The following is a 23726-nucleotide window of genomic DNA, read 5'->3' on the forward strand; positions in this document are numbered from 1 at the left end:
GATTGTCCCTTGATTTTATTCCCTCTAGGGGGAATATATCATATTTTAGGGGGAATAAAACAGGATTTTGGGGGAATATATTGCTGCTTACGGGGAATAAAGCCACTTTTATTGCCTGTAGGGGGATTATAATGCGGCCAATTTGGATAAAAACAAGAAAAACCCGCCAAAATTGGCGGGTTTTTACGTATTTTAGTCTACAATGACCACGACTGGCGGCTTGTTCAGATACTTCATGATATTCGCCAGGTCCCTCTGCACTTCCTGGAACTCCGGTGTCGCCAGGGACTGGCTCAGGACGGCCGGATTTTCAAACTCAAGCTCGGCAATCAGGTAAAGCTTCTCGGTTGTGTTCATGGCCTGGAGGACGCGCTGGACTTTCGCTCCCTTGATGTTAGGTACCTTTTCAACAAGCGGAATATGTACTTCATGATAATACTGCTCGAATCCTTCCACGTCCTTCGGCTGGTCATACATCACAATCATCTTGGCCATTGCCTTACCCCCTTGAATAGAATTCTTCCTGTCTATTATAAAAGACACACAGGGCAAGCCGACAGGAAAACCATTCGACAATTCTCTGCCTACGCGAGGATTTCCCATTGCCTGCGGCTCGCTACCTCCAAAAGCCGGGGCTCAGGCTGAACGGCCACCGGGTTGCCCACTAGCTCCAGCACATTCAAGTCCGTATAGCTGTCTCCGTAGGCAAAGCTGTTTTCCCAGTCCACTTCCATATGTGACAGGCGCTCATGTACGACTTCCCTTTTGCGGCTGCCATTTATGTATTGCAGGTTTTTTTTGTGAAAATTAGTGCCGATGACCTCATCAAATGGGAGCTTGGCGGCCACCGAATTCAGGAGAGGCTGAAAAGCGCCTGACACCAGCATAATATAATACCCATCCTCCCGATGCTGCTGCAGCCTTGCGAGCATAGGCTCACTCAGCTTTTCACTCATCATGCTCCCCAGCTGGGAAAAAAACTGGTTAACCTCCGTTTCCGGAACCTTTCCAAAAGCTGAGATATAGCTGCGCATCGAATGCTCCCTCATCCTTTGCTCGGGGTAAAGCTTGCATTTATAGGCGGCATATATCGGCAGAATTCTCGACATAAAGGAGCGGTATTTCTGCGGGTGGGTTTTCAAGTGCTTCATCAACAGCGGAAATGTTTCTTCCGGAAACAGCGTGCGGTCAAAATCAAAAATCGCTACTCTCATCTCATCAACCTTCCAAATTTTGTTTGTTCCAAGTATACCGTAATACATAGTTAAAAGGGAGAAGATATGCTTTTTAGCAGCCTTGCTGATGCAATTACAAAGGCGTAATTGCGCTTATGCGTTGTGAGTGGTGAAAGAGGTGCTGTATCAATACAAGGTCCGGCTTGCAAAGAAACTTAACAGTTCCGCTTTGATGGCGGAAGCATGGCATCACCGTTCAGATGCGATTTCCTCTATTGCCGCATTTGTCGGAGTTCTTGGAGCGATACTGGGTGCCAGCTACAACATCCCGATTTTGGTTTATCCTGATCCTCTCGCCGGGCTTCTCGTTTCCCTGCTGGTTATTAAAATCGGCTTTTCGCTGGCAAAGGAAGCAAGCTCGACTATGATGGAGCAGGTTCTCGATGCAGAGAAAACACAGCCTTTTATTGAAACAGCAGCGAAGATTCCTGGCGTCAAAAGAGTCATGAATTATTGGCCAGAAATCACGGACACTACCTGGTCATCGACATCCGCGTCGGAGTCGACCCTCATATTACCGTTGAACAAGGACATCTCATCTCAAAAGAAGTAAAAAAAGCCCTGCTCGCCACAGCGACGTCCAAAAGGTCTTCGTCCACATCAACCCATAATGGGGTCAGGCACCCTTTAACACTGCACCGCAATGGGGGTCAGGCACCCTTTAGCGAAGTAAAGAAACGCCGCGTTTTCTGCGGCGTTTCTCTTTGCTAATTTTCGGGTTTCTTTTTCTTTTCCTGCGGGGGAGCTGCGGCACTTTCTCTTATAATAAGCTTGGTGTTGATGGTGATTTTTTTGCTGACCTCTCTTTTGGTTGAAAGTTTTTCAATTAGCAGGTCGACTGCAGTTTCTCCCATGATTTCGGTGTACAGCTTTACGGTTGTCAGTGGCGGGACCATATATTGGGCTGTGGCTACATCGTTGAAACCAACGATGCTTAACTCCCCAGGTATTTTCACCCCTAGTTCATAGGCACATTTGTAGCATCCGACAGCAATGGTATCGTTGGCAACAAATACGGCGGTCGGTTTCGATTCGCTGGTCAGCATTTCCCTTAAATGGATGTAGCCGTCCTTTGGATCGTATCCGCCAATTTTCACCAATTCCTCTTTAAAGATATTCTTTTGCTTTAAATACTTTTCAAATACGTCCTGCCTTAAATCTTTAAAGCGGTTGCCATACATATCAGTTTCGACGCCACCGATAAACCCAATGCTTTCATGTCCAAGTTCAGTCAGGTAATTTAGCGCGTTTCTTGTAGCAGAATTAAAATCGATCACCACGGAATCAAAATATTGTTCGTCCGGATTGGAGTCGACAAAGACACATGGCTTGTTGAAGCTTTTAATCATTTCAATCTCCCTGCTCTTGAACGTGCCTAGAGCCAGGACTCCATCTATTTTTTTCACATGGTCCCCGTGGTTCTCCTTGTCGATTCTGTAAAATTCAATGCCCTTTTTTGTCAGTTTCTTTTCCAGGGCCACCCTTATTGATAAATAATAGGTATCGACAAGCTCCTCCTCCAGGGAGAATGAGTCATAGAGCCCAATTTTCCACTTGCTTTTTGGCTTTTTCTTTGGAGCCACCACATAGGCTAACTCCTCCGCGGCTTCAAATACTCTTTTTCTCGTTTCTGGTGAGACATTTAATGTTTCATCGTAATTTAATACGCGTGATACTGTCGTTATTGATACATTAGCCAGCTTGGCTATATCTTTGATTGTGGCCATTCATTTTCTCCTACCCTTAGGCTCTATTTCTTTTTCAGCATGCAGTTATGAGACTTTCTTTAGTTTGTTTTCCTTTAAAAAGTTGAATTTTGTTTCTGATATGATAATCGCACTCAGGATGAGAATGGCTCCCACCAGCATCTTGACTGTCATCACTTCTCCCAGGATGGCGACCGAAAATACCATGCCCCAAAAGGCTTCCGTCGAAAGAATAATCGCTGCCTTTGTTTCACTGACCAGCTTCTGGGCGACCGTTTGCAATAGGTAGGCAATGGTGGTTGAAAAGATTCCGAGGTAAAGCAGGGAAAACACCCCTTCCCTCTCGAAAGAAGGTAAGTCCTCCCCCTTGAAGAGAACAACGGCCATTCCCAGTGCGGCGGCGGTGACCATCTGGATTATCGTTAACAAAACAGGATCCGCCTCTTTTACATATTTTGCCGTATAGAAGATATGAAAAGCAAATCCAAAGGCACAGCCTAAAGTCAGCAAATCGCCAATATTGATCCCCGAGGAAAGTTTCAGCGATAACATTCCCACTCCAACCACGGCCAGAACAGTCCCTGCAAGTTCATACCTATCTATTTTTCTTTTGTACATAGCAAAGGCAATAAATGGAACAATCACTACATTCACTGCCGTTATGAAGGCATTCTTGGAAGGGGTCGTGTACTGGAGCCCTACTGTTTGGAGGGCAAAGGCCAAATAGAGAAACCCACCCAATATCGCCCCTTTCACTAAAATACTTTTATTTATATTTTTTATTTTCTTGCTGAATAGGATTCCCAATATGATGGCCCCGATCATAAATCGCCCTGCTAAAATCTGATAGGGGGTAAAGTGATCCAGGGAAATGGAACTGGCAACAAAGCCGCTTCCCCAAATAATGGCTGTAATGGTTAGGCCTATTGCGGCAAAATATTTTTTCATTTAATCCTCCCTGTACTTATCCTGTAGAAGCAGTAGGAATACACTGGATGTCCATGTAAAGGAGGTATCGACAAGCCCCTTCCCTGTGAACGGGTCAAAGTTCTCCGCCATTCCCCCCGAGAGCGTGACATCAAGAAATTTATCCCTTAGCCGGTTTCCGGTTTCTTCATATCCATAATTTTTTAATGCATCAATAAAAAGGTACATGACAGGTGCCCAGATTGGGCCGAGCCAATAGCCGTCTTCCCGGTAATATTCGCTGCCGGGGCTCTCCGTTGCCAGGCCAAATTCGGTTTCAAACCGGGTTTCGATATCTGAGACTAGCCCAGCCAGGACCTCTTTATCCAACCGATAGCCGATCATGGCAGGCAGCCTGAGAATCAAGCTTGACCGGATCTTTATCTTATCCCCATCCTTTCCGACTCGCCCATAGAAGCCTTCCGCATCTAAAAGTCTCTCCATCAGCAGGCTATATAGGGAGTCGGCCTGTGCTTTGAACCTTTTTTCCTCGTCTTGCTCACCCAGCATCCCCGCAAAGGTGGAAAGGATATCATAGGAGCGGATTAGGAAGCTTGCAAGATCTGGGGCTTCGACAGGCAGCCCGACATGGAATAACGAAGCATTGTCCCATCCCGAGTCATTCCCATGCTTATAGTAAGGGAGCCTCCCCTGGAGTGTTCGATGCCGTTCAAAGTAGTCCATCACTTTTTTGGTAGATTCATAGACCTTCCTCAGCCGCTGTTCTTCCTTGAAATAATCATTTTTCTTCAACAATTTTTCATATGCAAATGCAAAAATCGGCGGCTTGATGCAATTGTACGAAAGGAACTTATCATTTACAAAATCAGGATAGGCGCCTGATTCATCCTGGGTGTCCATGAAGATGTTCAACTGTGCATAGGCAAGTTCCGGGTAGCATTCCCCAAGATTTAAGGCGTTAAAGCAATTGTCCCATGACCAGATATTATACATCCATAATTTCGACATATACATCGCATACTCTTTCAATGCTCCGTCTGGATGAACGACACTCGACCAGGTAATATAGGCGGCCCGCTCCAGGGAAGACTCGTATTCCGGTGCTTCGATTCCCCGGGACATGGAGGAAAACCATTGTTGATATAGCTTCTCAACTTGCCCCTTTCCTTCGCTGAAAGAAGGATAGCTCTTCTTTCGGTATACAGTCCGGTAGCTTTCCATCACGAAATGCCCTTTGCCCAGCCGCATTTCGATAAAATCATTCCCAATGATATTCCAGGGCGCATCGACCGTCCATTCCCCTGTCAGGTTAACGATCATCAGCTTTAGTTCCTTCGGATAAATGTGGTATTCACACATCCCGTCCTCGATTTCCATTAAAGAATCATACTTCCCTTTTGTCGCCCTCAGCCTTAGCTCTGCGTCCCTTACATCAATATGAAGAGTGTCTTCTTCGGCAATGATGATTTCCGCTGCCTTCTCTGCCCGACCTCTTATGTGGAAAGCCAGAGATACCTCGGCAGCATGGATGTCAAACTGTGTTTCGATTCCATTTTCCAGGAGGTCAATCTTGAATAGGTTGGAGGGGGCATCATCGCCGCCATGTACATCTCTTAGAAACACATCTTCTGAATTTTTATCTTTAGAAATACAGAAATACGATCCAAATCGTGAAAAAGGTATCTCCCTAATGTCCAATCTCATTTTTTTCTCCCCGTTCTTTTAACATACTGCGGAACATGTTCAAATAAGCAGGGTTTCCCCTGCCTATCTTACCTGGCTCTGAAAACTTTGCTCTCTTCGACCAAGTTTTCCTTCTGAACCTTCCTTATCTCCATACCAATCTCGAAGTCTTCCACCCTCACTTTATAAGGCGGAAGCTGTTCCTCACCGCAGCTGTTGCTTCCCAGTCCGCTTTGTTTATAATCGACGGTGAGGACATTGTACGGCGACTTTTTTATCCTGCCCCGATGCTTAGCTTCCTCCAGTGCATCACCTTCATAATCGTGGATAGTGAAATCGCGCAATTCTTTAAAATTAATGAGAACCGATTGGTCTTCTTTCGTCAGCGCAAGGAAGGATGTATCACACCTGGAGCCATTTTCCTGAGGATAGACATAATCGGTGTGCATTTCTTCCACTTTCTTTGTGTAAAGCCCTATACTTTGGCTTCTCTTGCTATCCTGGTAATTCTCTGAATCTCCGCGGCCATACCAGGTAACATCACTGTAATCCCGATTAAGATGCATCGTAACCCCTATTCTAGGCAGCATTTCCGGTATGTCTTTCCCCCTGAGCACTTTGCTGCCCTTCAACTGAAGATTCAGCACACCATCAATGGTGAACCTATAATTGTAGATAAGGTCGAATCCCCAAGCCTGGTTGACACTGGATAAATACTTTTTCAATTCGACATCAACGAATCCCTCTTTCAATTGATAATCCAGAGAGATAAACTGCTCTTTGGCAGCTTTTAGGAAATACTTGTTCACCCAGTCGTCCTTCTTGTACATATCATTATCAATCACTGCACGCCAAAGCGTAAGTCCAGGTCCCTTATGGATGATTTCCTCGCCATTCATTTCAAAGGACAGCAGAAGTCCCTCGACCTTCGAAAAAACTGCTTTAAAGGAAGTGTTTTCAAGAACAAGGCGTGTCTGGTCCTCCCTGATGTCCACCTTTGTTCCTGCCTCAGCACGGAGCCCTTCCGCTATTACCGTTTTTTCAACCTTCGTCTCCTCAAGCAGAAAGCTTTCGCTCGTAATGGGATGGCCCTCATCTGCATATAGGGAATTCTCAGGTTCGAGATACTCAAGACGAATCCAGACGTCATCGTATTGCATTACATCTTCCAGCGAGATTGGTAAAGTCAGTTCCCTTTCTTCCCCAGCAGGAATGGCTGGCAAGCTGAGGAACTTCTCCTCGATCCTAGTGCCAAAGGATTCAACGCTGATTTTCAGCTTGATGCCTTCGAGATTTCTGAAATCATACCTGTTCCTTATCCTAACCTGCCGCTTTTCAAGGCTTGGAGCTTCCGTTACAATCGGTTCAATCACCTTTTTGTATTCTATCAGTCCCGGCGATGGTGTCCGTTCGGGGAATACCAGGCCATCAATGCAGAAGTTTCCATTGGTAGGGAAATCGCCATAATCCCCGCCATAGAGATAGCGAATATCTCCGTTTTCATCCACCGACCGGATGCCGTGGTCCGACCATTCCCATATAAATCCGCCCTGCAGTCTCGGATATCTTCTCATCACTTCCTGATATTCGGTCAGCCCTCCAGGTCCGTTCCCCATGGCATGTCCGTATTCACACAGGATATGCGGCTTTTTCCCTTCAGAGTCCTTACCTATTTCCTCAAGGTCCCTTAATCTTGTGTACATCGTCGAATACATATCGCTGTAAGCCGCGTGGCGGTCTCCCTCATAATGGACCAGCCTGTAAGGATCGACTTTTTTGATCGCCTGATACATCGCAGTAAAGTTTCTGCCTGCCCCCGATTCATTGCCCAGGGACCAGATTATGACACTTGGATGGTTTCGGTCCCTTTTCACCATTCTTACCGCCCGGTCGACATATTGCTTCTCCCACCGTTCATTGTCGCTAAGCCAGTCATACTTCCCCGTGTTTTCAAAACCATGGCATTCCAAATCCGCCTCATCGATTACATACAATCCATATTCATCACAAAGATCATAAAACACATCATTATTGGGATAGTGGGCTGTCCTGACAGCATTGATATTGTGCTTTTTCATTAAAATGATGTCCTGGAGCATATCTTCATTTGTGACCGTCCTGCCCGATACGGGATTAAAATCATGGCGGTTTACACCATTAAAGAAAATTCTTTTCCCGTTCAGCCGGATTTCATTATCAGTGATATTGATCGACCTTACCCCGAACCGGACAGGAACGATTTCAACTTCTCCATTCCCAAGCTCATACTCCAGGGCTGCAATATAGAGGTTGGGCTGTTCAGCATTCCACAATAAAGGATTGACCATTTCCCTGTACACCTGAAATTCGCCTTTTCCCACGCTGACCGGGAAGCTATCCACGGTTTTACCATTTTGGAAAAGCCTCACGGTCACATTTGCGACACTCCGGGTCAGAAAGGTTCCACTGATTTTCAGCATAAAATGTTCAAACTGGTCATCAGGCAAGGTTTCGATCGTAACATCGGCAAGCGTATCTTTATGGATCCTGAATAACTCCACGCTTCTGAAAATCCCGGAAAGCCACCACATATCCTGGTCTTCAAGATATGTGCCGTCCGAAAATTGGTATACCCTGACCGTTATTCGGTTTTTACCGTTCCTGACCAAATTGGACAAATCAAACTCCGACGGCATTCTTGCCCCCTTGCTATAGCCTGCATGATGCCCATTGACAAAGAGATCGAAGGCAGAGTCGACACCGTTGAACTTGATAATGACTTTTTCTTCCTTTATTTCATCCAGCATGACGTCCCTAAAATAGATTCCGGTCGGATTCTCATGCGGCACAAATGGCGGATTGATGGGAAAGGGGTACAGGACATCGGTATAGTGCATGTTTCCATAGCCCTTAAGCTGCCAGCAGGAAGGAACCTCAATATCCTCCAGATGCTGTACATTGAAGTCCTTCGCCTCAAAGTTTGGCGGCGAGTATTCTGGCGCCTCCAAATAAAGAAATTTCCAGTTCCCGTCAAGCAAGACATATCCTTTGCTCTGCTCCTTTTTCAAGGCAAGAGCCTGATCATACTCGCTGTATCTGTAGAAATCGGCGTGGGCCGGCAGTCTGTTCATGGCGATAAGATCGACGTCTTCCCACCTTTTCATTTCTCGTTGCATGTAATTCCCTCCGAACTTTTACTTGATGGATCCGCTTAAACCTTCAACGATATACTTTTGTGCAAAGAAAAAGACAATTACGGGCGGGATCACCATGACAAGCGTCATAGCCATAATCGGTATAATCTGCAGCTCGTGGAGCCCCTGGAAAGAGGCCAAACCCAGAGCCATTGTATATTTGGACTGGTCACTCAAATAAATGAGCGGACCGAGGTAATCATTCCAAACCAATATGATATTCAGCACCGCAACAAGGGTTAACGGCCCTTTCATAATCGGAAGGAAGATTTTATAGAAGATCTGAAACTCATTTGCACCATCTATTCTTGCTGCATTTTCCAGGTCCTTAGGGATGTTCATTAAAAACTGCCGCAGCAAAAAGATGTTGTAGGCTGAACCAAAGAACGCCGGAACGATGAGAGGCTTTAACGTATTAATCCAGCCAAACATATTGAACTCCATATAAAGTGGAATCATTGTCACGTCCCACGGAATCATCATCGTCGACAACAACAGGATAAAGAGAATATTCTTGAACTTAAAATCATATCTTGCAAAGCCATAGGCAACGAGGGAACAGGATATAAGCTGGCCAATCGTTGTCATCACTGTTACAATGACCGAGTTCTTGAAATAGACTCCAAAGGGCTGACTGTTCCATGCTTCGATAAAATTGCTGAACAGCGCGGCATCCGGAATGAACTTGGGCGGGTAGCTGAATACTTCCTGCTGTGTCTTAAGTGCTGTAATCAAGGCCCATAAAAAAGGAAACAGAAAGTAGAGTGAAAAAAGGACAAGCAGGGTGTAAACAATAATTTTATGCTTTCTGGTTATCTTCATTTTATTTCCTCCCTCCTTTTTTTCCCTTTTTCACCTCAGTCTCATAAAACACCCACGTAGAGGAAGTCTTAAAAATTAAGAGTGTCAATAGCAGGATAATGAGGAACATAAACCACGCATTAGCACTTGCATAACCTAGTTCGTGGTGTTTAAAAGCATTGTTATAGACAAACAACCCATAAAAATAGGTCGATTTCAATGGCCCTCCGCCTGTAAGGAGCAGGACCAGCGTCAATTGCTGCAACGCTGCAATAACTGATGTAATCACGTTAAACAGGATGGTAGGTGTAATGGAAGGTATGGTCACGCTGATGAACTGCCTGATTGGACCGGCCCCGTCGATGGAAGCTGCCTCATATAATTCATTGGGAATCCCTTTAATGTCTGTATAGAAAATCAGCATCATCGTTCCCACTCCCCATGCACTGGCAATGACGATCGTAACAACGGCCCACTTTGGATCAATCAGCCAGCGCGGTCCCTCCATGCCAAGCAAGGAAAGCAAATAGTTTAAAACCCCATACTCCGAGTTGAAAATCCAGCCCCATATAATGGATACCGCTACACCCGAGACGACAGCAGGGAGATAGAAGATTGTCCTGAATATCTCCATTCCTTTAATTGGCTGCGTAATCAGAAGGGCCAGCAATAAGGCAATAAACAGATTTAGCGGGACAAATATCAATGCGAATTTAAGAGTAATAAGGAGTGAATTATAGAACTGGGGATCTCCAGTGAACATCTTGGCAAAGTTCCCTATCCCCACAAATTCGGCATCCCCAGTGATGGGCCAATCAAAAAAACTCATGACCAACGAAAAAGCTAAAGGGCCAAGTGTAAACACTAAATACCCAATAATCCAAGGTAAAATAAATAAATATGGCACTCTTTTACGGACCAGTGTGAAACCTGTATGTTTGTTTTTTTTAGTAAACATAATTTCCCTCTTGAGTTGGTTTGACCTATTGAATAAAAAGCCTCTGCCTTTTACCCAGGCCTGCTTAGTCCTGGATAAAGGGGATGGATCCTGAATGCATAGTACCATCCCCGTGTGCATCATTGCCCCTACTTGACTACATCATTAATCACTTTCTTCGGCTCCATAAGTGTGCTTGGGTTGAATATCTGTTCGAACACGAGGCTTAAATCCTCGGACAGGTTGCTCCAGTCATCGATTATAAAGGATGTAGGCGTATACCCTTCACTTTGTTCAAGCATGGAGTAAAACACCTTCTTTACAGGGTCCTCTGTTAACTTCTCTTCTTCAACTACATTCTTCAGCACTGGCAGTTCAAAAGACATTCTCTCCTTGTTTGCCTGCTCACCAGTCCAGAACTCCATGAACCTGAAAGCTTCTTCCTTATGTTTGGAATCCTTGGACATGGCAATCCCCGACGAACTGACAATGCTTGCACTTTCGTTATTTCCAAACGCCGGGATTTCGACTACCCCATAATTAATGCCGGCTTCTTCGAACGCGGAAAGATACCAGGCACCGTTAATGAACATGCCGACCCTTCCTGATTTCATCTCTGTATCTCCCCAGCCTTCCGTCGTAATCGCTATGCCTTCTTTCAGCATGGACTGGAACATTTCAAATGTCTGAATCGATTCAGGGGAATTCAGGTTTCCTTCAAGTTTTCCTTCACCATCAACATAGGAAGCGCCATTGCCCCATAAAAACATTTCAAAATCATATGGATCCGGCTGCCCTGGGAAGGCAAACCCTGTAATTTTCTTATCCTTATCCGTCAGCTTTTCCGCTGTTTCCTGAAAGTCTTCCCATGTCCACCCAGATTCCGGATATTCAAGCCCTTTTTCATCAAATAGGTCTTTATTATAGTAAACAACGTGGGTCGTGTATCCCACAGGGAGCCCTAGGATTTCTTCTCCTACAGAATTATAGTTCCATAACGTTTCATAAAAGTTTTCCTTATATTCTTCTCCCTTGTCCTTGATATAGGAATCAAGTGGCTCAAGCGCATTTTGATACTGCGGATAATTCCACATGTACATCACGTCTGGAGCATCTTTGGCACCCATACCCGCCGTTATTTTCGTGTCATACTCGCTTCCATAAGCTTCTAAAACTACTTTTATATCTTTATTTTCAGCATTGAATTGATCAATCAGCTTTTGCTGCAATTTAACATCATCACCAACATCCCAAGTCGCAAACCTTAAAGTCACCTTGCCGTCTTCCGTCTTTGTCGCATTCGAACCGGTAGAACTGCAGGCCGAGACTATCAGTGATGCGGCAACCAATAACACAACAAAAAAATGCATTTTGGATAATTTCATATTATCCCTCCTAGTAGTTTATAAGATTATTATAAGGTGGTTTTAGTAAAAGTAAAGGCTTTCATTAAAATTTTTACTAAAACACCAGGCTGTCTTCCTCTATGTAAAAAAAACAAGAAAAAAACGCCGCGATTTTCGCGGCGTTACTTCTCAGACATAATTACTTGTTTAGTGCTGGCACGTCTTTCCTGACGACATCGAACAATCCGGCTCCGATGATGTCGAGGGCGGATTTCATTCTTTCAGGTGAGACATTGTCTTCGATTGTGTCCTGCGGTGTATGGTAGACTTTCTCGATATGGTAGACTAGCGGATTCCAGCTGTCGACTCCCATCCAGATGAACAAGGCGGCTGGGATGCCGGCCTGATGGAATGGAACATGGTCGCTTGAACCGAATGTGCCTGGAAGGATATCGGAATTTCCAAGTCGGGCTCCGGCAGCCACTGTCGAGTCAGTGATAACATTTCTGCTGCCATCCGGCGTCATCGCATACAGGTTCTTCGCTGGTTCATAGCTTGTGGCAACCATGTCCGGAACGAAGACCGCTTCAATATTGTCGCGCTGTTTTTGATCTAATTGATTCACATAATGTCTCGCACCAAGCAGGCCGCGCTCTTCGGAACCAAAGGCGATGAATTTCAGCTCTTTATCGGTGTTATAGCCTTTATACACACGTGCAAGCTCCAGCATCAGACCCACTCCGGAAGCATTGTCATTCCCGCCAGGCGCGCCAACGACGCTGTCATGGTGGGCTCCGAGAATAACTTCCTTTGTATCTGCTGTTTTCACCTTAGGAGCTTTAGTGGCAATGACGTTAACAGATTGCAGATTGCTGAAATGCTCTGCTGTCAGGCTGATTTCAACCGGCCCTTCCGCCAGCTTCTCTCTCAGCCATTCCCCCTGGATAAACGCCGCTCCAAAGACCGGGATGTCAACATTAGTAGTCAAGCTTGGATTGAATGTCTGACCGTAGTTTCCGCGGCTTCCGACAAGGCTTTGCAGGATGACACCTGCCGCACCGGATTTAACTGCATTGTCAACTTGTGTACGGTATCCAGCTGTAGTCGAGGCTCTTGGCATCACAACAATCTTTCCTGCGGTATCAGCCGGGAAATCAGAAAGACTGCCTCCACCTTCTACAAAGATCACTTCTCCAGTGACTGCTTCCTTGCTCACCTTTCCATTCGGAGAAGCGGCCATCTGCCATTTCGTTCCATCGGCAAGAGCAACTTGTGCTATGTACTGGTCGGCAACCGGGAAGTATTGATATTCTACGTCATAGCCATAGCCCTTCAGGACGTTGGCAATGTACTCAGCGGACTCATGCTCCGCTTGAAGCCCCCCAGGTCGAGGGCCAATTTCTTCTGACAGATAGCGCACATGCTCGATTGCCCGTGCAGAGTCAACCCTGGCCACCACTTTCTGATCCTGTGAATAAGCCGATTTGCCGCTGCTTCCGTCAGCAGCCGCAATCCCGACTGGACCGAAGGCCATTGATAAGGCTAAAAGTGAAGCTGCTACCTTTATCCCCATTTTTCGTAAAACCATGCTTTTCCCTCCCATTAGTTGGCTTGCTGGAAACTAGCAACCCCCAGATTCTTACATCCATATCGTAGTTCACAAGAATGAGAGGGTACAAGCTACTAAGTTACCAATTTTCTAAATATTATAAATTGAAATCTAGGGCTTCTTTACCTCTACAGTCTTTTTTAAAAATAAAGGAACCAACCTCCCTTCCCCTCCGTCTAACGTTTGAGAAAAAAGGGGTGAGAGAAATGTCCGTAAGGGATACGGAAACAGCCGGGCTCCCTGTCTTTGTGACAAAGGATGATGTTTTAACCTGGCTGATGGAGGAATACGGCGACATGGTGGTCAGGCTGGCCTTTACATATGTGAAGCAGACACAGCTGGCGGAGGATATTTCACAGGAGGTGTTCATCAGCTGTTACCACCATTTGGATGAGTTTCAGAATAAATCCTCCTATAAAACATGGATTTACCGAATTACCGTGAACAAATGCAAAGACATGCTGCGCAGCTGGTCGTACAAAAACATTGCCTATAAGGATAAGCTTTTGTCGCTTTTTCAAAGCGGCTCCAAATCGGCCGAAGACCAAATGCTTGCAGACGAAGATCGGGAGGAAATCTTTGAGCAGGTTTTGCGCCTGCCCGTTAAACTAAGGGAAGTAATCATCCTATTTTATTATGAAGAACTGTCGATCCTGGAAATTTCGCAAATGCTGAACCTGAACAGCAGCACGGTAAAAACAAGGCTTCACCGCGGAAGAACAGCCTTGCAAACGAAAATGGAGGGAGCTGGTATTCATGGATCCGTTTAAGTACCCAAAGGGCCATCCCGAATTAAAGCAGCTGCATTTTGATGAAAAGAACAAGCAAAGAGTTTGGACTGCCGTGAAAACAGAGGATCTTCCGATAAGAAAAGCAAAAAACAAATTGGCGATTTCCGGAATAGCCGCAGCGGCCTTGCTTGCCTTGCTCATTGGCACCGCCAATTTTACACCGGCCATGGTTAAGGTTGCCGCCAAGATTCCTTATTTCAGCGTGTTTATCAAGCAGGAAGAATATAAAATGGCGCTGAACTCCGTTGTTTTTGATGTGCTTAACGGAAAGCCGTATGACCTTCGAAACCTGAAAGTGTCTGTCCCCAAAAAGGAAATAACGATATGGTTCGGAGGCACAAAAGCGGAAGTCAAGGCGATTGAGGAAGAAATCGTGCCCGCCATCGATACTTCCCTAAAGGAAAACAACTTCGGCTCCTACAAAATTGAGGTTATCAGGGACAAAGTCGTCTACGACCCGGTTCATGAAGGGACCCCTGAGGAGGAGAAGTACACCGAAGACAGTATGGCATTGAGAAAAAGCATTAATGAACAGCTTGAAAGACACAACTATGAACTTGCCTTTCCCGTCGAGGCAAGAATCAACTCATTTGAAAAGTACATCTATGTCGCCATCCCAAAAACCGAAACGAGGCTGGAGGAGCTGGAAGAGCTTCTGCATTCGACGGCCGCCCCATACGGCAGCGACTTTAAGCTAGACATCCGCAAAATCGACATGGCCGCCCGCGAACAGGAAATTCGCTGGGATGAGAGGGGAATTATGAGCATCTTGGCAGGCGGACTTATGGAAAACAAAGAGTTCAAAGTAAAAGGCTTTTCGTATTCCTTCCACCCCCTGCCACTGCAGATTAAAATTAAGACATCGGTAAAATCGACCGACCCCCAAGCCAGGGAAATTGCCGACAGAATAGAGGAAGAAATCGCCACCTTCATTCAAACCGATGAAGTCACCAAAAATGTCCGTAGCGACCCATACGAAGTAATCATCCTCGGCAAAGACAAAAAACAAATCAATTGAAGCAGGGGTTTCCTGCCTCATGGAAAAAAGGGCAAGGGCGTGAATCCCTTGTCCTTTTGCTAAACATCCATCTCCCAGCGTTCCTGCTCGGTTTTCTTCAGCTGCTTTTCTGTTTCTTCGGGATAAACCGTGCGGAATTTGTGGGAATCAGCGGGAATGATTTCAATCATTTTTTCAACCATACTCTCCGGGTCGAACTGGTTCTTCAGCCCCTCCTGCTGTTTGAGAATATCCTCTTTTTTCGTGAAGTTCTTTTCATCATCAAACCATTTCCAGATTTCCTCGCCGCTACGATCATTGAATCCCGTGTCAAAAGCACCCGGGTTGATGGTCGCCACCTTGACTCCAAAACTCTCAAGTTCCGATTTCATCGTTAGCGCAATCCCTTCTATCGCATGCTTGGTCGCTGTATACGGGCCGACATACGGTGTGGCCGAGATTCCTGCCATGGAGCTCATGAACACAATTTTGCCGTTCCCTTTTTTCACCAGCTTGCTGGCGGCAAGCTGCACCGTTTCAAGGGTGGCGAACACATTCACTTCAAACAGGGCGCGGACGCGGTCCATCGGAACCTCTGCGAGCGGCCCGCCTTCATTGATCGCCGCATTGGCGACAAACACGTCAAAATCATAGTCCGCGATTTGCACCCGGTCCCTTTCATTGGTGATATCGAGCTTGAACACTTCAAGATCAAGCCCCTCCTCCCGCGCTTCCCTTAGGAGAGCGGTTTTCTGAGGCGTAATTTCCGTTGTGGCAATCACCCTGTAGCCTTTCCTGGCAAGCCCGAGCGCTGCCCCTTTGCCAAGCCCGCTCCCTCCGCCTGTTATAAAAATTGTTTTGCTCACACTAATCCCTCCTGACTCTTATCTCCTTCCCTTTTTACATGCTGGTCACTCCCCGAAATCCTCCATTATTCCCCGGAAAATATCGTCTTTCGACAGCAAAGGGTGTGACAGGCACGCCACATTCCCCTACAATAAGACATATACATAATTTCCATTATTCGGAATACCTTTCGTTTAATAAGAGGAGGGGGAAGACATCAATAAAATATACTTGTTAACTGGAATCGCCGTTACGGTTCTTTTGCTGGCTTTTTCAGTCAGCTACTTCCTGATGCGGGATAGCGATGCCTACAAATATCATACAGGTCTCGGGAGCAGGCTAGCATTGTCGGCTGACGATCAAGCCCTGGCCTTTTCCTATTATAAAAATGGCAGCGAAGCGATTTATAGTGCCGATATGGATACAATGAAAAGTGAGCAAATCACGTTTCCAAAGGAAGACCGCCACCGGCACCCTGCGTATTCAAGGGATGGCCGGAAGATTCTGTACGTTTCGGAGAACAAAGAGAGGATTCAGTCCCTCTTTGTGGCCAATAAGAACGGCAGCGCCCCAAAGATGCTGTCCGGTGATAGTCTACATGTAGCGGACGCGCTCTTTTCCGCGGACGGACAGAAGGTGTTCTTTGCTGCAATTGAAGGCGAAGAGTTTCTAAAAGCGGAAGGTGAAACAAAGGAAGGCCTTGATTTGTATTCGGTCGGCATTGATGGCCATGACCTGGAACAGCTGACAGACTCTGACCATTTTACGATGGAGAGCCTGGCTCTCTCCAGGGACGGCAGAGAAATCTACTTCAAGGATTTTACTGATGTATATGTCTACAATATAGAAGAAGGACGCAAACGAGGTTCTGAGCTAACATCACAGATGCCCGCTGAACCTTTTTATCTGACCTTTTCGCTGGATGGAGACAAGGCTGCCTACACAGCGGTATCGCCGGAATCGGAGAATTCCTCGCTGTTTGAGTATGAGCTGTATGTTCGGAATCTTAGAAATGGCGAGTCCACCCGGCTGACCGATTTGAAAAGTTCTGTTGTCTCGCCCGTCTTTTACCATAATGAAGACAAGATTGTCTTTCTTCATGATCGAAACTGGCCGGCGAGCCCGGAGGAGTACCGGGTTCATACTGTGGCCCTAGACGGCGGCGATGTAGAGGAGCTTTCATTGGTTCTTCCCAAGGCAGATAGTTCAAACAGTCCGATGAAATTTCTCGACGCAGCGGTAAACGGCGTGACCATCGGAGGGCTCTATACCCTGCTGCTGGTGCTGGCCATTTTGTACTTCCGGCCAGCGAAAACGTTCAGGCCTGTTCTGATCAGTCTGGCTTTGGGGATTCTCGGCATTATTGCAAGCTTTATCGTCGCAGCCACCGGCGACCCATGGGGCGGGATTGCTGTAGGCATGATTTCCGCCTATATCCTTGGATGTACGGCAATCGCCTTCCTCTTTGCCCTAACACTGAAGATGCTTGTAAAATAAGCGGGCGGCGACACTTCGGCTGTCCCCGCTCTTATTATTTCAGGAACATATCCGTTTTGTCTCTTAATCAAACGATTGATTAAATTGGTCCGATTGCGATGGCCTGCAAACCGTCTCCTTCAGGGTAAAATCGGCGCCAAGACGTCCAAATTGTTTTTTACCTATAATAATAGAAAAGCAGACTCCGCAAATGAATGTCATAAACAAAAGCAGCCTGCTCAGGCTGCTTTTGTTGAATTGATGCACGAGAACCTTCATTGTGCTTTACACTTTAATGAGGCACGAGAACCGTCCCCCTGCTCTATTCCACGGTAAAATGTGTTGTGGTTTTGTATTTTGGGCCGTCTTGCGGGGTCATCCACGCTGACAGGAGGTACTGGCCTTTTTCGAGGTTGAGGTCGGTGAGGTCGATTTCGTAGGTGAGTGACTCTCCTTGCTTGATGGTCTCGGTGCCCAGTACCTGCAAAAAGCTGGCTACGCTTGAGAAAAGGAACAGCTCCTTTCCGTCTTTGGTCGATACCGAATAATCGAATCGCTGGGAACTGGTGAATTCAAGCGTCACTTCCTTTTCTGTCTGGTTCTTCACTTCATATTCAAACAAAAATGTGTCTTGCTCGGTCAAGCTGGCCTCTATTTCACCTGCCACGATTCCCCCACTCCCCTTGCCGCTCGTTTCCTCAGCCGGCTCATTGGCCGGCACCTTGCCGCGTGTTCCGCAACCAACAAGCAAAATTCCCAACAGGAACAGCATCCATGCTTTTTTCATTGTCCCGCCTCATTCCAAGTAAATTCACTTCTTATTATATATGTCGTGCGGGAAGTTTAAACGTTACAGGGGGACGGTTCTCATGCCTCAAAATGGTTTTGGGGCAGCAGCCTGACAAGAAAAGCCATCTGAATTTAGCTCAGATGGCTTTATTCCTGATTTATTTTACCCGCGGGAAACCGAATCCTGAAGCATAGTCGTCGCCTGTTGCGGCTCCTGTGCCTCCTTTGATGTCATAAAGCTTGGAGCGGTTTTGCAGATCGCTTCTAAGCTGTGTATGGCTCATTGAAGGGTTGGAGGCCCAAATCTTGGCGGCGAGTCCGGAAACATGCGGCGTAGCCATGGACGTTCCGCTGATTGTATTGTAGGATCCATCAAACCATGTGGATTCAATCGCACGGCCAGGGGCGGAAACTTCGACATCCCGTTCCTGGATCACATAGTCTCCAGCTGTGGCAGGGTTCCCCCTGGAAGAGAAGTCGGCCACTCGGTATGTTCCGTTTTGCTGCACATTCTCAAGGGCGGCGACGGCCACGGCATTTGTCAGGGCTCCCGGATAGCCGATCGTGTTCGCGTTCGGACCGCTGTTTCCGGCTGCTGCCACAACAAGAACTTCCTTGCTGTAGGCGTAGTCAACCGCATTCGCGATGAGGGAATTCTTTGTACTGGAGCCAAGCGACATGGAAACAATCACTTTGGAGCCGGTTCTGCCTGCTTCATTGGCTGCATGCTCAATGGCGCCGGCGATATCATCCGAATAGCCTGAGCCCCTGTCATTCAAAACCTTGTAAGCCCAAAGGTCTGCCTGGGGAGCGACTCCGTATAGTCCAAGTCCGTCACTTCCGCCATGTGCCAGGACCGTCCCCGCCACATGGGTGCCGTGTCCGTTCTTGTCATCGCAGGAGCCATTGACCAAAGGCGAATTTCGCTGCGTGAAGTCTTTGCACTGTTCCGCACTGCCGGCCAAATCCCTGTGATTGATATGGACGCCTGTATCCAGGACTGCTACTTTTACATTGTCACCGCCGGAAGGAGTTTGGATGGCGCTGTCATTATAGATGGCTTCGATTCCCCAAGGAGTCTGGTCGCTAGGAAGCGATGCAGCTCCCGCGCCTGGTTTTGCTGTTGCCTCAACCGGTGTTTCCAGGGTAACCTCCGGGACTTCTTCGATTTTAAGATTTTTATTTTTTAATAAGGCCTGGTATTGCTTTCCGTTTACTGTGGTTGTGAAGCCATCGCTGCCAAAGTCCCAGCGCACCCCGTAATCCTGTTTGGCTTGTGATTTGGCGGAACTTGGACCCTGTATCCATACCCGGTACGTTTCCTTGGCATCTGCTCCCTGTCCGAAAGCCCCCGATGCAAAAACTGATAACCCCATTGTCAGACTAAGTGCAGCAGCTCCAAGCAGTCGTTTTTTCTTCATTCAATCGCCCCTCTCAACCATTTAACATCAGCTTTTGTTTGCTGTGTTTTTATCGTAATGTAAATATTCTAAACATTACAATCAATAACCTGCGTAGGCATGTTGGGAAATTTTTCAATAGGGAAATAGGGGAAATACCGCAACCAGGGGGAAATTTTAGGCAAAAACACCTTAATAGCGGCCCTTTTCGCTTTATTTTTATAAAAAGCAAGCTTGGTATTTTCCCAACTTCAACTTTTATAATTGTGTTTGAAATCTTGCTAGATTGTAAATAAACTGGATATTACAGCCAGACGAATGCTGTACATACCAAAATTGAGAGGAGAAACCAAATGAAAAAGAGAACAAAGCTTGGATCTGCCTTTGCTGCACTTTCCCTGGGCCTTTCCTTGTTTGCGGCCGGTGCCGGCGCACAGGCACCGGAAACAAACCAGTCCCTCCGTGTTGTGATTAAAGGGCCAAACGCGGAGATGGCGGATGCAAAGAGGAATTTTGGGGTCCGCTGGGATTTTGGCAGTGAAGGATTTACAACCAATGTGAGTGAAAAGCAGTACCAGGCATTATTGAAGAATAAAAATCTTAAGATTGATAGAGTACCTGAAGTAGAGCTGGACAGCAGGGAGAATCCAGCCAAGCAGGATGCCAGTGCAACAGCCATCTCTTCCCTGCCGAGCGACAGGACGCCTTGGGGCATCGAGGCGATTTATAATGATGCCGGCATTACTGCGACATCCGGGGGCTCGGGAATCAAAATTGCGGTCCTGGACACTGGCGTTTATACCAATCACTATGACCTGAGAGGCCAGGGCGAGCAGTGCAAAGACTTCACGCAATCTTCTTCCCCGCTTGTGAACGGATCGTGTACGGACCGAAACGGCCATGGCACGCATGTTGCCGGCTCTGCGCTGGCACACGGGGCGTCTGATGGGCTGGGAGTTTACGGAGTCGCGCCTCAGGCCAAGCTTTGGGCTTATAAAGTATTGACCGACAGCGGTTCCGGCTATTCCGATGATATTGCCGGCGCGATCCGCCATGCAGCGGACGAAGCCGTTCGAACAGGTTCGAAGGTTGTCATTAACATGTCTCTCGGTTCAAGCGGCAAGGATTCAATGATCGCCAGCGCCGTTGACTACGCTTATAATCGGGGAACCCTTGTAGTGGCGGCAGCCGGCAACAGCGGATATGCAGACAATACAATTGGATACCCGGGCGCATTGACAAAAGCGGTCGCCGTGGCGGCGCTTGAAAACGTCCAGCAGAATGGCACCTACAGGGTAGCGAATTTCTCATCAAGAGGAAATTCCGCAACCGATAATGACTACATCATCCACGAGCGCGATGTTGAAATCTCGGCACCAGGAAGCAGCATCCTCTCCACCTGGTATGACGGAAACTACAATACCATCTCAGGAACGTCCATGGCGACTCCGCACGTAGCCGGCCTTGCCGCAAAGCTCTGGTCGTCCAACTCCTCCTGGAGCAACGCCCAGCTGCGCTCCGAGCTGCAGCGCAGGGCCAAACTCTATGACATCAATGGCGGATATGGCGCCGCAACAGGCGACGACCACGCCTCCGGATTTGGATTTGCAAGAGTGAGATAATGTGAGGCATGGGGACGGTTCTCGTGCATCATCAACGGCAGCAAGGAATCTCCCTGAATGCAGAAAACAAAAAAAGCTGGAAGCGAGCATGCTTCCGGCTTTCTTGTGTTCAAAATATATTTGTTATTTCGCTGCCTGGACCCTAAAGGAGGCTTTCCGGACCAATCCGTAATAGGACAGGAAAGCAAGCAGGCTTGCTGAGAATATCACGACCCCCATCGGGATGGCATTATATTCACCAGCGATGCCAACAAGCGGAGCCGTTAAAGACCCTAGTACAAACGGGAGAAGGCCTAAGAGGGCTGAGGCGCTTCCGGCGATATGCCCCTGTGTTTCCATCGCAAGCGAAAACGACGTTGTCGCAATTATTCCGATGGATGCCACTAAAAAGAAAATCGGAATGGCGACGGCAAGGAGCGGTGCTTTCAGCAAAAGCGCTAGGAGCAAAAGAGAGCCTGACAGATTGGAAATAACCAACCCTGCCTTCAGGAAGGTACGCTCCGGTATTATGCCTGCATATCGTCCTACCACCTGGCTGCCAATAATTAAAGCAATTCCATTCACTCCAAATAACAGGCTGAATTCCTGCGGAGATACTTTGTAAATATTTTGGTAGACGAAAGGAATTCCAGACACGTAGGCGAAAATGCCTGCGATAATAAACCCCTGGGTAAGAGCGTAGCCCGTAAATTGCCGGTCTTTTAAAAGAGACCCGAAATTTTTCACTACCTGGAAGAAGTCACTAGGGACCCGGCTTTCTTCAGGCAGGGTTTCTTCGAGTTTGCTGGTAACAATTAAAAATAAGATCAAACCAATTCCAGCCAATACAATGAACACACTCGTCCAATTGGCAAAGGCAAGGACAGCGCCGCCGGCAATCGGGGCTACAATCGGACCGAGGTTGCCCACAAGCATCAGCAGCGCGAAAAACTTGGTCAATTCCCTCCCGCTGTAAACATCGCGAACGACCGCCCTCGAAATAACAAGGCCGCCAGCGGCTGAAAACCCCTGTATAAAACGCGCGGCTATAAAAACATAGATATTGGGGGATAGCGCGCAAGCCAGGGACGCGATTAAATAGGCGATAAGAAAAATGAGCAATGGCTTTCGCCGGCCAAGTACATCGCTCATTGGCCCGATGACCAGCTGTCCAAGACCAAGACCCAAAAGGCATGTCGTCAAGCTGATTTGCACCAGGGACGCATTCGTCCCGTAATCTTCCACAATCGTTGGGAATGACGGTAAATACATATCTATTGTGAAAGGCCCCAAAAGCCCAAGTGAACCTAGCAATACAGCAAGCTGTAATCTTTTCGTACCTGTTAGTTTATTCACATGCCCTTCCGCCTCTCTAGTAATATACCTTCCTATTATACATAAGTTGTCAAGCATGGGAACGGTTCTTATGGATCGGTTCCGGCTCCAGCCTCTCGATCAAACGGTGTATATGTAACCACTGGCCGTGTCTAGGGTTACATAATGTTGTCACAACTTGGTCATCAGTGTTTCGATAAACGATGTAATTGATTGATTTCCTGCGTTTTATGATGCATAACCCGCCAGGATTGAAGAATAAATCGTGTTGCGTGATGCATAAACAGTAACAAAGTGGCAACATAGTGCATCCGTGTCACAACCTGGACACAGGTTTTTCAAATAACAGGAATAATTGATGCAATCCCCGAAATAATTGATGCAATAACCTCATTAATCGATGCAATCACGGCAATAATTGATGCAATCAACCGCTTTTGCTGGAGGCACACACTCTTTTTACTGTATGCACTCACGGTTTTTTCAAACCAATAATCAAAAAGCAGCCTGGCCAAGGGTTTCCACCCCCGGTTCAGGCTGCTCTTTTCTTACTTTTTCTCCAAAACCGCTATAAATTCCCTCATATAATCAGGCAAATCAGGCGGGCGTCGGCTGGAAACGAGGTGGCCGTCGGTGACAACTGGTTCGTCAACCCATACCGAGCCTGCATTTTCCATGTCATCCTTGATTCCAGGAGTACTTGTTACTTTTTTACCCTGAAGAATCTTCGCCGAGATCAGCACCCAGCCGGCATGGCAGATTTGGCCGATTGGCTTCTGAGCTGCATCCATTTCTTGCAGAAGCGAAAGCACTTCCGGGAAGCGGCGGATTTTATCGGGTGCCCAGCCTCCTGGAACGAGGATGGCATCATAGTCCTCCGCCTTGATGTCGCCGTAGGCAAAATCGGATTCTGCCGGCACGCCGTACTTTCCGATATAGGTTTCATTCGCTTTTTCTCCGGCAAGCTCGACAACCGCTCCTTCTTCCCGGAGCCTGTGGATTGGATACCATAGTTCCAGGTCCTCAAATTCATGATGAACGAGACTGATGATTTTCTTTCCTTTTAATCGCAAG

At 47.1% G+C, this 23726-nt stretch carries 23 protein-coding genes; 6 read left to right on the top strand and 17 right to left on the bottom strand.

Annotated elements, in window-relative coordinates; translation table 11 throughout:
* Positions 1–192: 192 nt before the first annotated feature.
* Both WQ57_RS23695 and WQ57_RS23700 read right to left on the bottom strand, forming a co-directional pair.
* A complete protein-coding gene (locus WQ57_RS23695; RefSeq protein WP_046526107.1) occupies positions 193–495 on the bottom strand; it encodes an EthD family reductase in 303 nt (100 codons plus the stop codon).
* 89 nt (positions 496–584) lie between these two features.
* The gene (locus WQ57_RS23700; RefSeq protein ID WP_046526108.1) at positions 585–1214 is read right to left on the bottom strand and encodes an HAD family hydrolase; all 630 of its coding nucleotides are present in this window, start codon (positions 1212–1214) and stop codon (positions 585–587) included.
* 139 nt (positions 1215–1353) lie between these two features.
* Between WQ57_RS23700 and WQ57_RS23705 the strand changes: the two genes are divergently transcribed.
* On the top strand, positions 1354–1788 hold the full coding sequence (locus tag WQ57_RS23705; RefSeq protein ID WP_241481622.1) for a cation diffusion facilitator family transporter: 435 nt from the start codon (positions 1354–1356) through the stop codon (positions 1786–1788).
* Positions 1689–1946, top strand: a complete 258-nt coding sequence (locus tag WQ57_RS27245; protein WP_241481623.1) for a cation transporter dimerization domain-containing protein — start codon at positions 1689–1691, stop codon at positions 1944–1946. The genes WQ57_RS23705 and WQ57_RS27245 overlap by 100 nt, the downstream gene beginning before the upstream one ends.
* Here WQ57_RS27245 and WQ57_RS23710 read toward each other — a convergent pair.
* From WQ57_RS23710 to WQ57_RS23745, 8 genes are all read right to left on the bottom strand, one after another.
* On the bottom strand, positions 1943–2962 hold the full coding sequence (locus WQ57_RS23710; protein WP_046526109.1) for a LacI family DNA-binding transcriptional regulator: 1020 nt from the start codon (positions 2960–2962) through the stop codon (positions 1943–1945). The genes WQ57_RS27245 and WQ57_RS23710 overlap by 4 nt on opposite strands.
* Positions 2963–3007: 45 nt before the next feature.
* A complete protein-coding gene (locus WQ57_RS23715; protein ID WP_046526110.1) occupies positions 3008–3889 on the bottom strand; it encodes a DMT family transporter in 882 nt (293 codons plus the stop codon).
* Positions 3890–5572 carry an amylo-alpha-1,6-glucosidase gene (locus WQ57_RS23720; protein ID WP_046526111.1) on the bottom strand — a complete coding sequence of 561 codons (1683 nt, stop codon included), beginning with the start codon at positions 5570–5572 and terminating at the stop codon, positions 3890–3892. It abuts the gene before it with no gap.
* Positions 5573–5640: 68 nt separating this feature from the next.
* Positions 5641–8706 carry a glycoside hydrolase family 2 TIM barrel-domain containing protein gene (locus tag WQ57_RS23725; protein ID WP_046526112.1) on the bottom strand — a complete coding sequence of 1022 codons (3066 nt, stop codon included), beginning with the start codon at positions 8704–8706 and terminating at the stop codon, positions 5641–5643.
* A gap of 18 nt (positions 8707–8724) precedes the next feature.
* Entirely contained in the window at positions 8725–9546 is an 822-nt protein-coding gene (locus WQ57_RS23730) for a carbohydrate ABC transporter permease (RefSeq protein WP_046526113.1), read from the bottom strand.
* 1 nt (position 9547) lies between these two features.
* The gene (locus WQ57_RS23735; protein ID WP_046526114.1) at positions 9548–10483 is read right to left on the bottom strand and encodes a carbohydrate ABC transporter permease; all 936 of its coding nucleotides are present in this window, start codon (positions 10481–10483) and stop codon (positions 9548–9550) included.
* A 128-nt stretch (positions 10484–10611) separates the two neighbouring features.
* A complete protein-coding gene (locus WQ57_RS23740) occupies positions 10612–11847 on the bottom strand; it encodes an ABC transporter substrate-binding protein (RefSeq protein WP_046526115.1) in 1236 nt (411 codons plus the stop codon).
* A gap of 160 nt (positions 11848–12007) precedes the next feature.
* Positions 12008–13396 (bottom strand): M28 family metallopeptidase, encoded by a 1389-nt coding sequence (locus WQ57_RS23745; RefSeq protein WP_241481624.1) that lies wholly within the window; start codon positions 13394–13396, stop codon positions 12008–12010.
* Positions 13397–13623: 227 nt separating this feature from the next.
* On the opposite strand from WQ57_RS23745, the gene WQ57_RS23750 reads away from it, so the two are divergent.
* Together WQ57_RS23750 and WQ57_RS23755 are read left to right on the top strand one after the other, a co-directional pair.
* Positions 13624–14187, top strand: coding sequence for a sigma-70 family RNA polymerase sigma factor (locus tag WQ57_RS23750; protein ID WP_046526117.1), 564 nt, complete (start codon positions 13624–13626; stop codon positions 14185–14187).
* Positions 14174–15226, top strand: a complete 1053-nt coding sequence (locus WQ57_RS23755; RefSeq protein WP_046526118.1) for a DUF4030 domain-containing protein — start codon at positions 14174–14176, stop codon at positions 15224–15226. Before WQ57_RS23750 ends, WQ57_RS23755 begins: the two co-directional genes overlap by 14 nt.
* Positions 15227–15285: 59 nt before the next feature.
* Here the strand turns inward: WQ57_RS23755 and WQ57_RS23760 are convergent, their stop codons facing one another.
* Complete coding sequence (locus tag WQ57_RS23760) at positions 15286–16071, bottom strand: SDR family oxidoreductase (protein WP_046526119.1); 786 nt, start codon at positions 16069–16071, stop codon at positions 15286–15288.
* Between the two features lie 211 nt (positions 16072–16282).
* Between WQ57_RS23760 and WQ57_RS23765 the strand changes: the two genes are divergently transcribed.
* Positions 16283–17548 (top strand): TolB family protein, encoded by a 1266-nt coding sequence (locus tag WQ57_RS23765; RefSeq protein ID WP_046526120.1) that lies wholly within the window; start codon positions 16283–16285, stop codon positions 17546–17548.
* Between the two features lie 63 nt (positions 17549–17611).
* Here the strand turns inward: WQ57_RS23765 and WQ57_RS23770 are convergent, their stop codons facing one another.
* The 3 genes from WQ57_RS23770 to WQ57_RS23780 all read right to left on the bottom strand — a co-directional run bounded on the left by WQ57_RS23770 (position 17612) and on the right by WQ57_RS23780 (position 19737).
* Positions 17612–17806, bottom strand: coding sequence for a hypothetical protein (locus WQ57_RS23770; protein ID WP_046526121.1), 195 nt, complete (start codon positions 17804–17806; stop codon positions 17612–17614).
* A gap of 43 nt (positions 17807–17849) precedes the next feature.
* Entirely contained in the window at positions 17850–18314 is a 465-nt protein-coding gene (locus WQ57_RS23775) for a BsuPI-related putative proteinase inhibitor (protein ID WP_046526122.1), read from the bottom strand.
* A 160-nt stretch (positions 18315–18474) separates the two neighbouring features.
* On the bottom strand, positions 18475–19737 hold the full coding sequence (locus WQ57_RS23780) for a S8 family serine peptidase (protein WP_046526123.1): 1263 nt from the start codon (positions 19735–19737) through the stop codon (positions 18475–18477).
* Positions 19738–20069: 332 nt separating this feature from the next.
* Between WQ57_RS23780 and WQ57_RS23785 the strand changes: the two genes are divergently transcribed.
* Positions 20070–21338: a S8 family peptidase gene (locus WQ57_RS23785; RefSeq protein ID WP_046526124.1), complete on the top strand. Its 1269-nt coding sequence runs from the start codon at positions 20070–20072 to the stop codon at positions 21336–21338.
* A gap of 123 nt (positions 21339–21461) precedes the next feature.
* Here WQ57_RS23785 and WQ57_RS23790 read toward each other — a convergent pair whose 3' ends face one another.
* The 3 genes from WQ57_RS23790 to WQ57_RS23795 form a co-directional block, all read right to left on the bottom strand.
* Positions 21462–22673 carry a multidrug effflux MFS transporter gene (locus WQ57_RS23790; protein WP_046526125.1) on the bottom strand — a complete coding sequence of 404 codons (1212 nt, stop codon included), beginning with the start codon at positions 22671–22673 and terminating at the stop codon, positions 21462–21464.
* A gap of 317 nt (positions 22674–22990) precedes the next feature.
* The gene (locus WQ57_RS26825) at positions 22991–23167 is read right to left on the bottom strand and encodes a hypothetical protein (protein ID WP_156183222.1); all 177 of its coding nucleotides are present in this window, start codon (positions 23165–23167) and stop codon (positions 22991–22993) included.
* Between the two features lie 33 nt (positions 23168–23200).
* Positions 23201–23725: a type 1 glutamine amidotransferase domain-containing protein gene (locus WQ57_RS23795; protein WP_046526126.1), complete on the bottom strand. Its 525-nt coding sequence runs from the start codon at positions 23723–23725 to the stop codon at positions 23201–23203.
* Between the last annotated feature and the right edge of the window lies 1 nt (position 23726).

This window comes from Mesobacillus campisalis, assembly GCF_000986785.1.
GTDB lineage: Bacteria > Bacillota > Bacilli > Bacillales > Cytobacillaceae > Mesobacillus_B > Mesobacillus_B campisalis.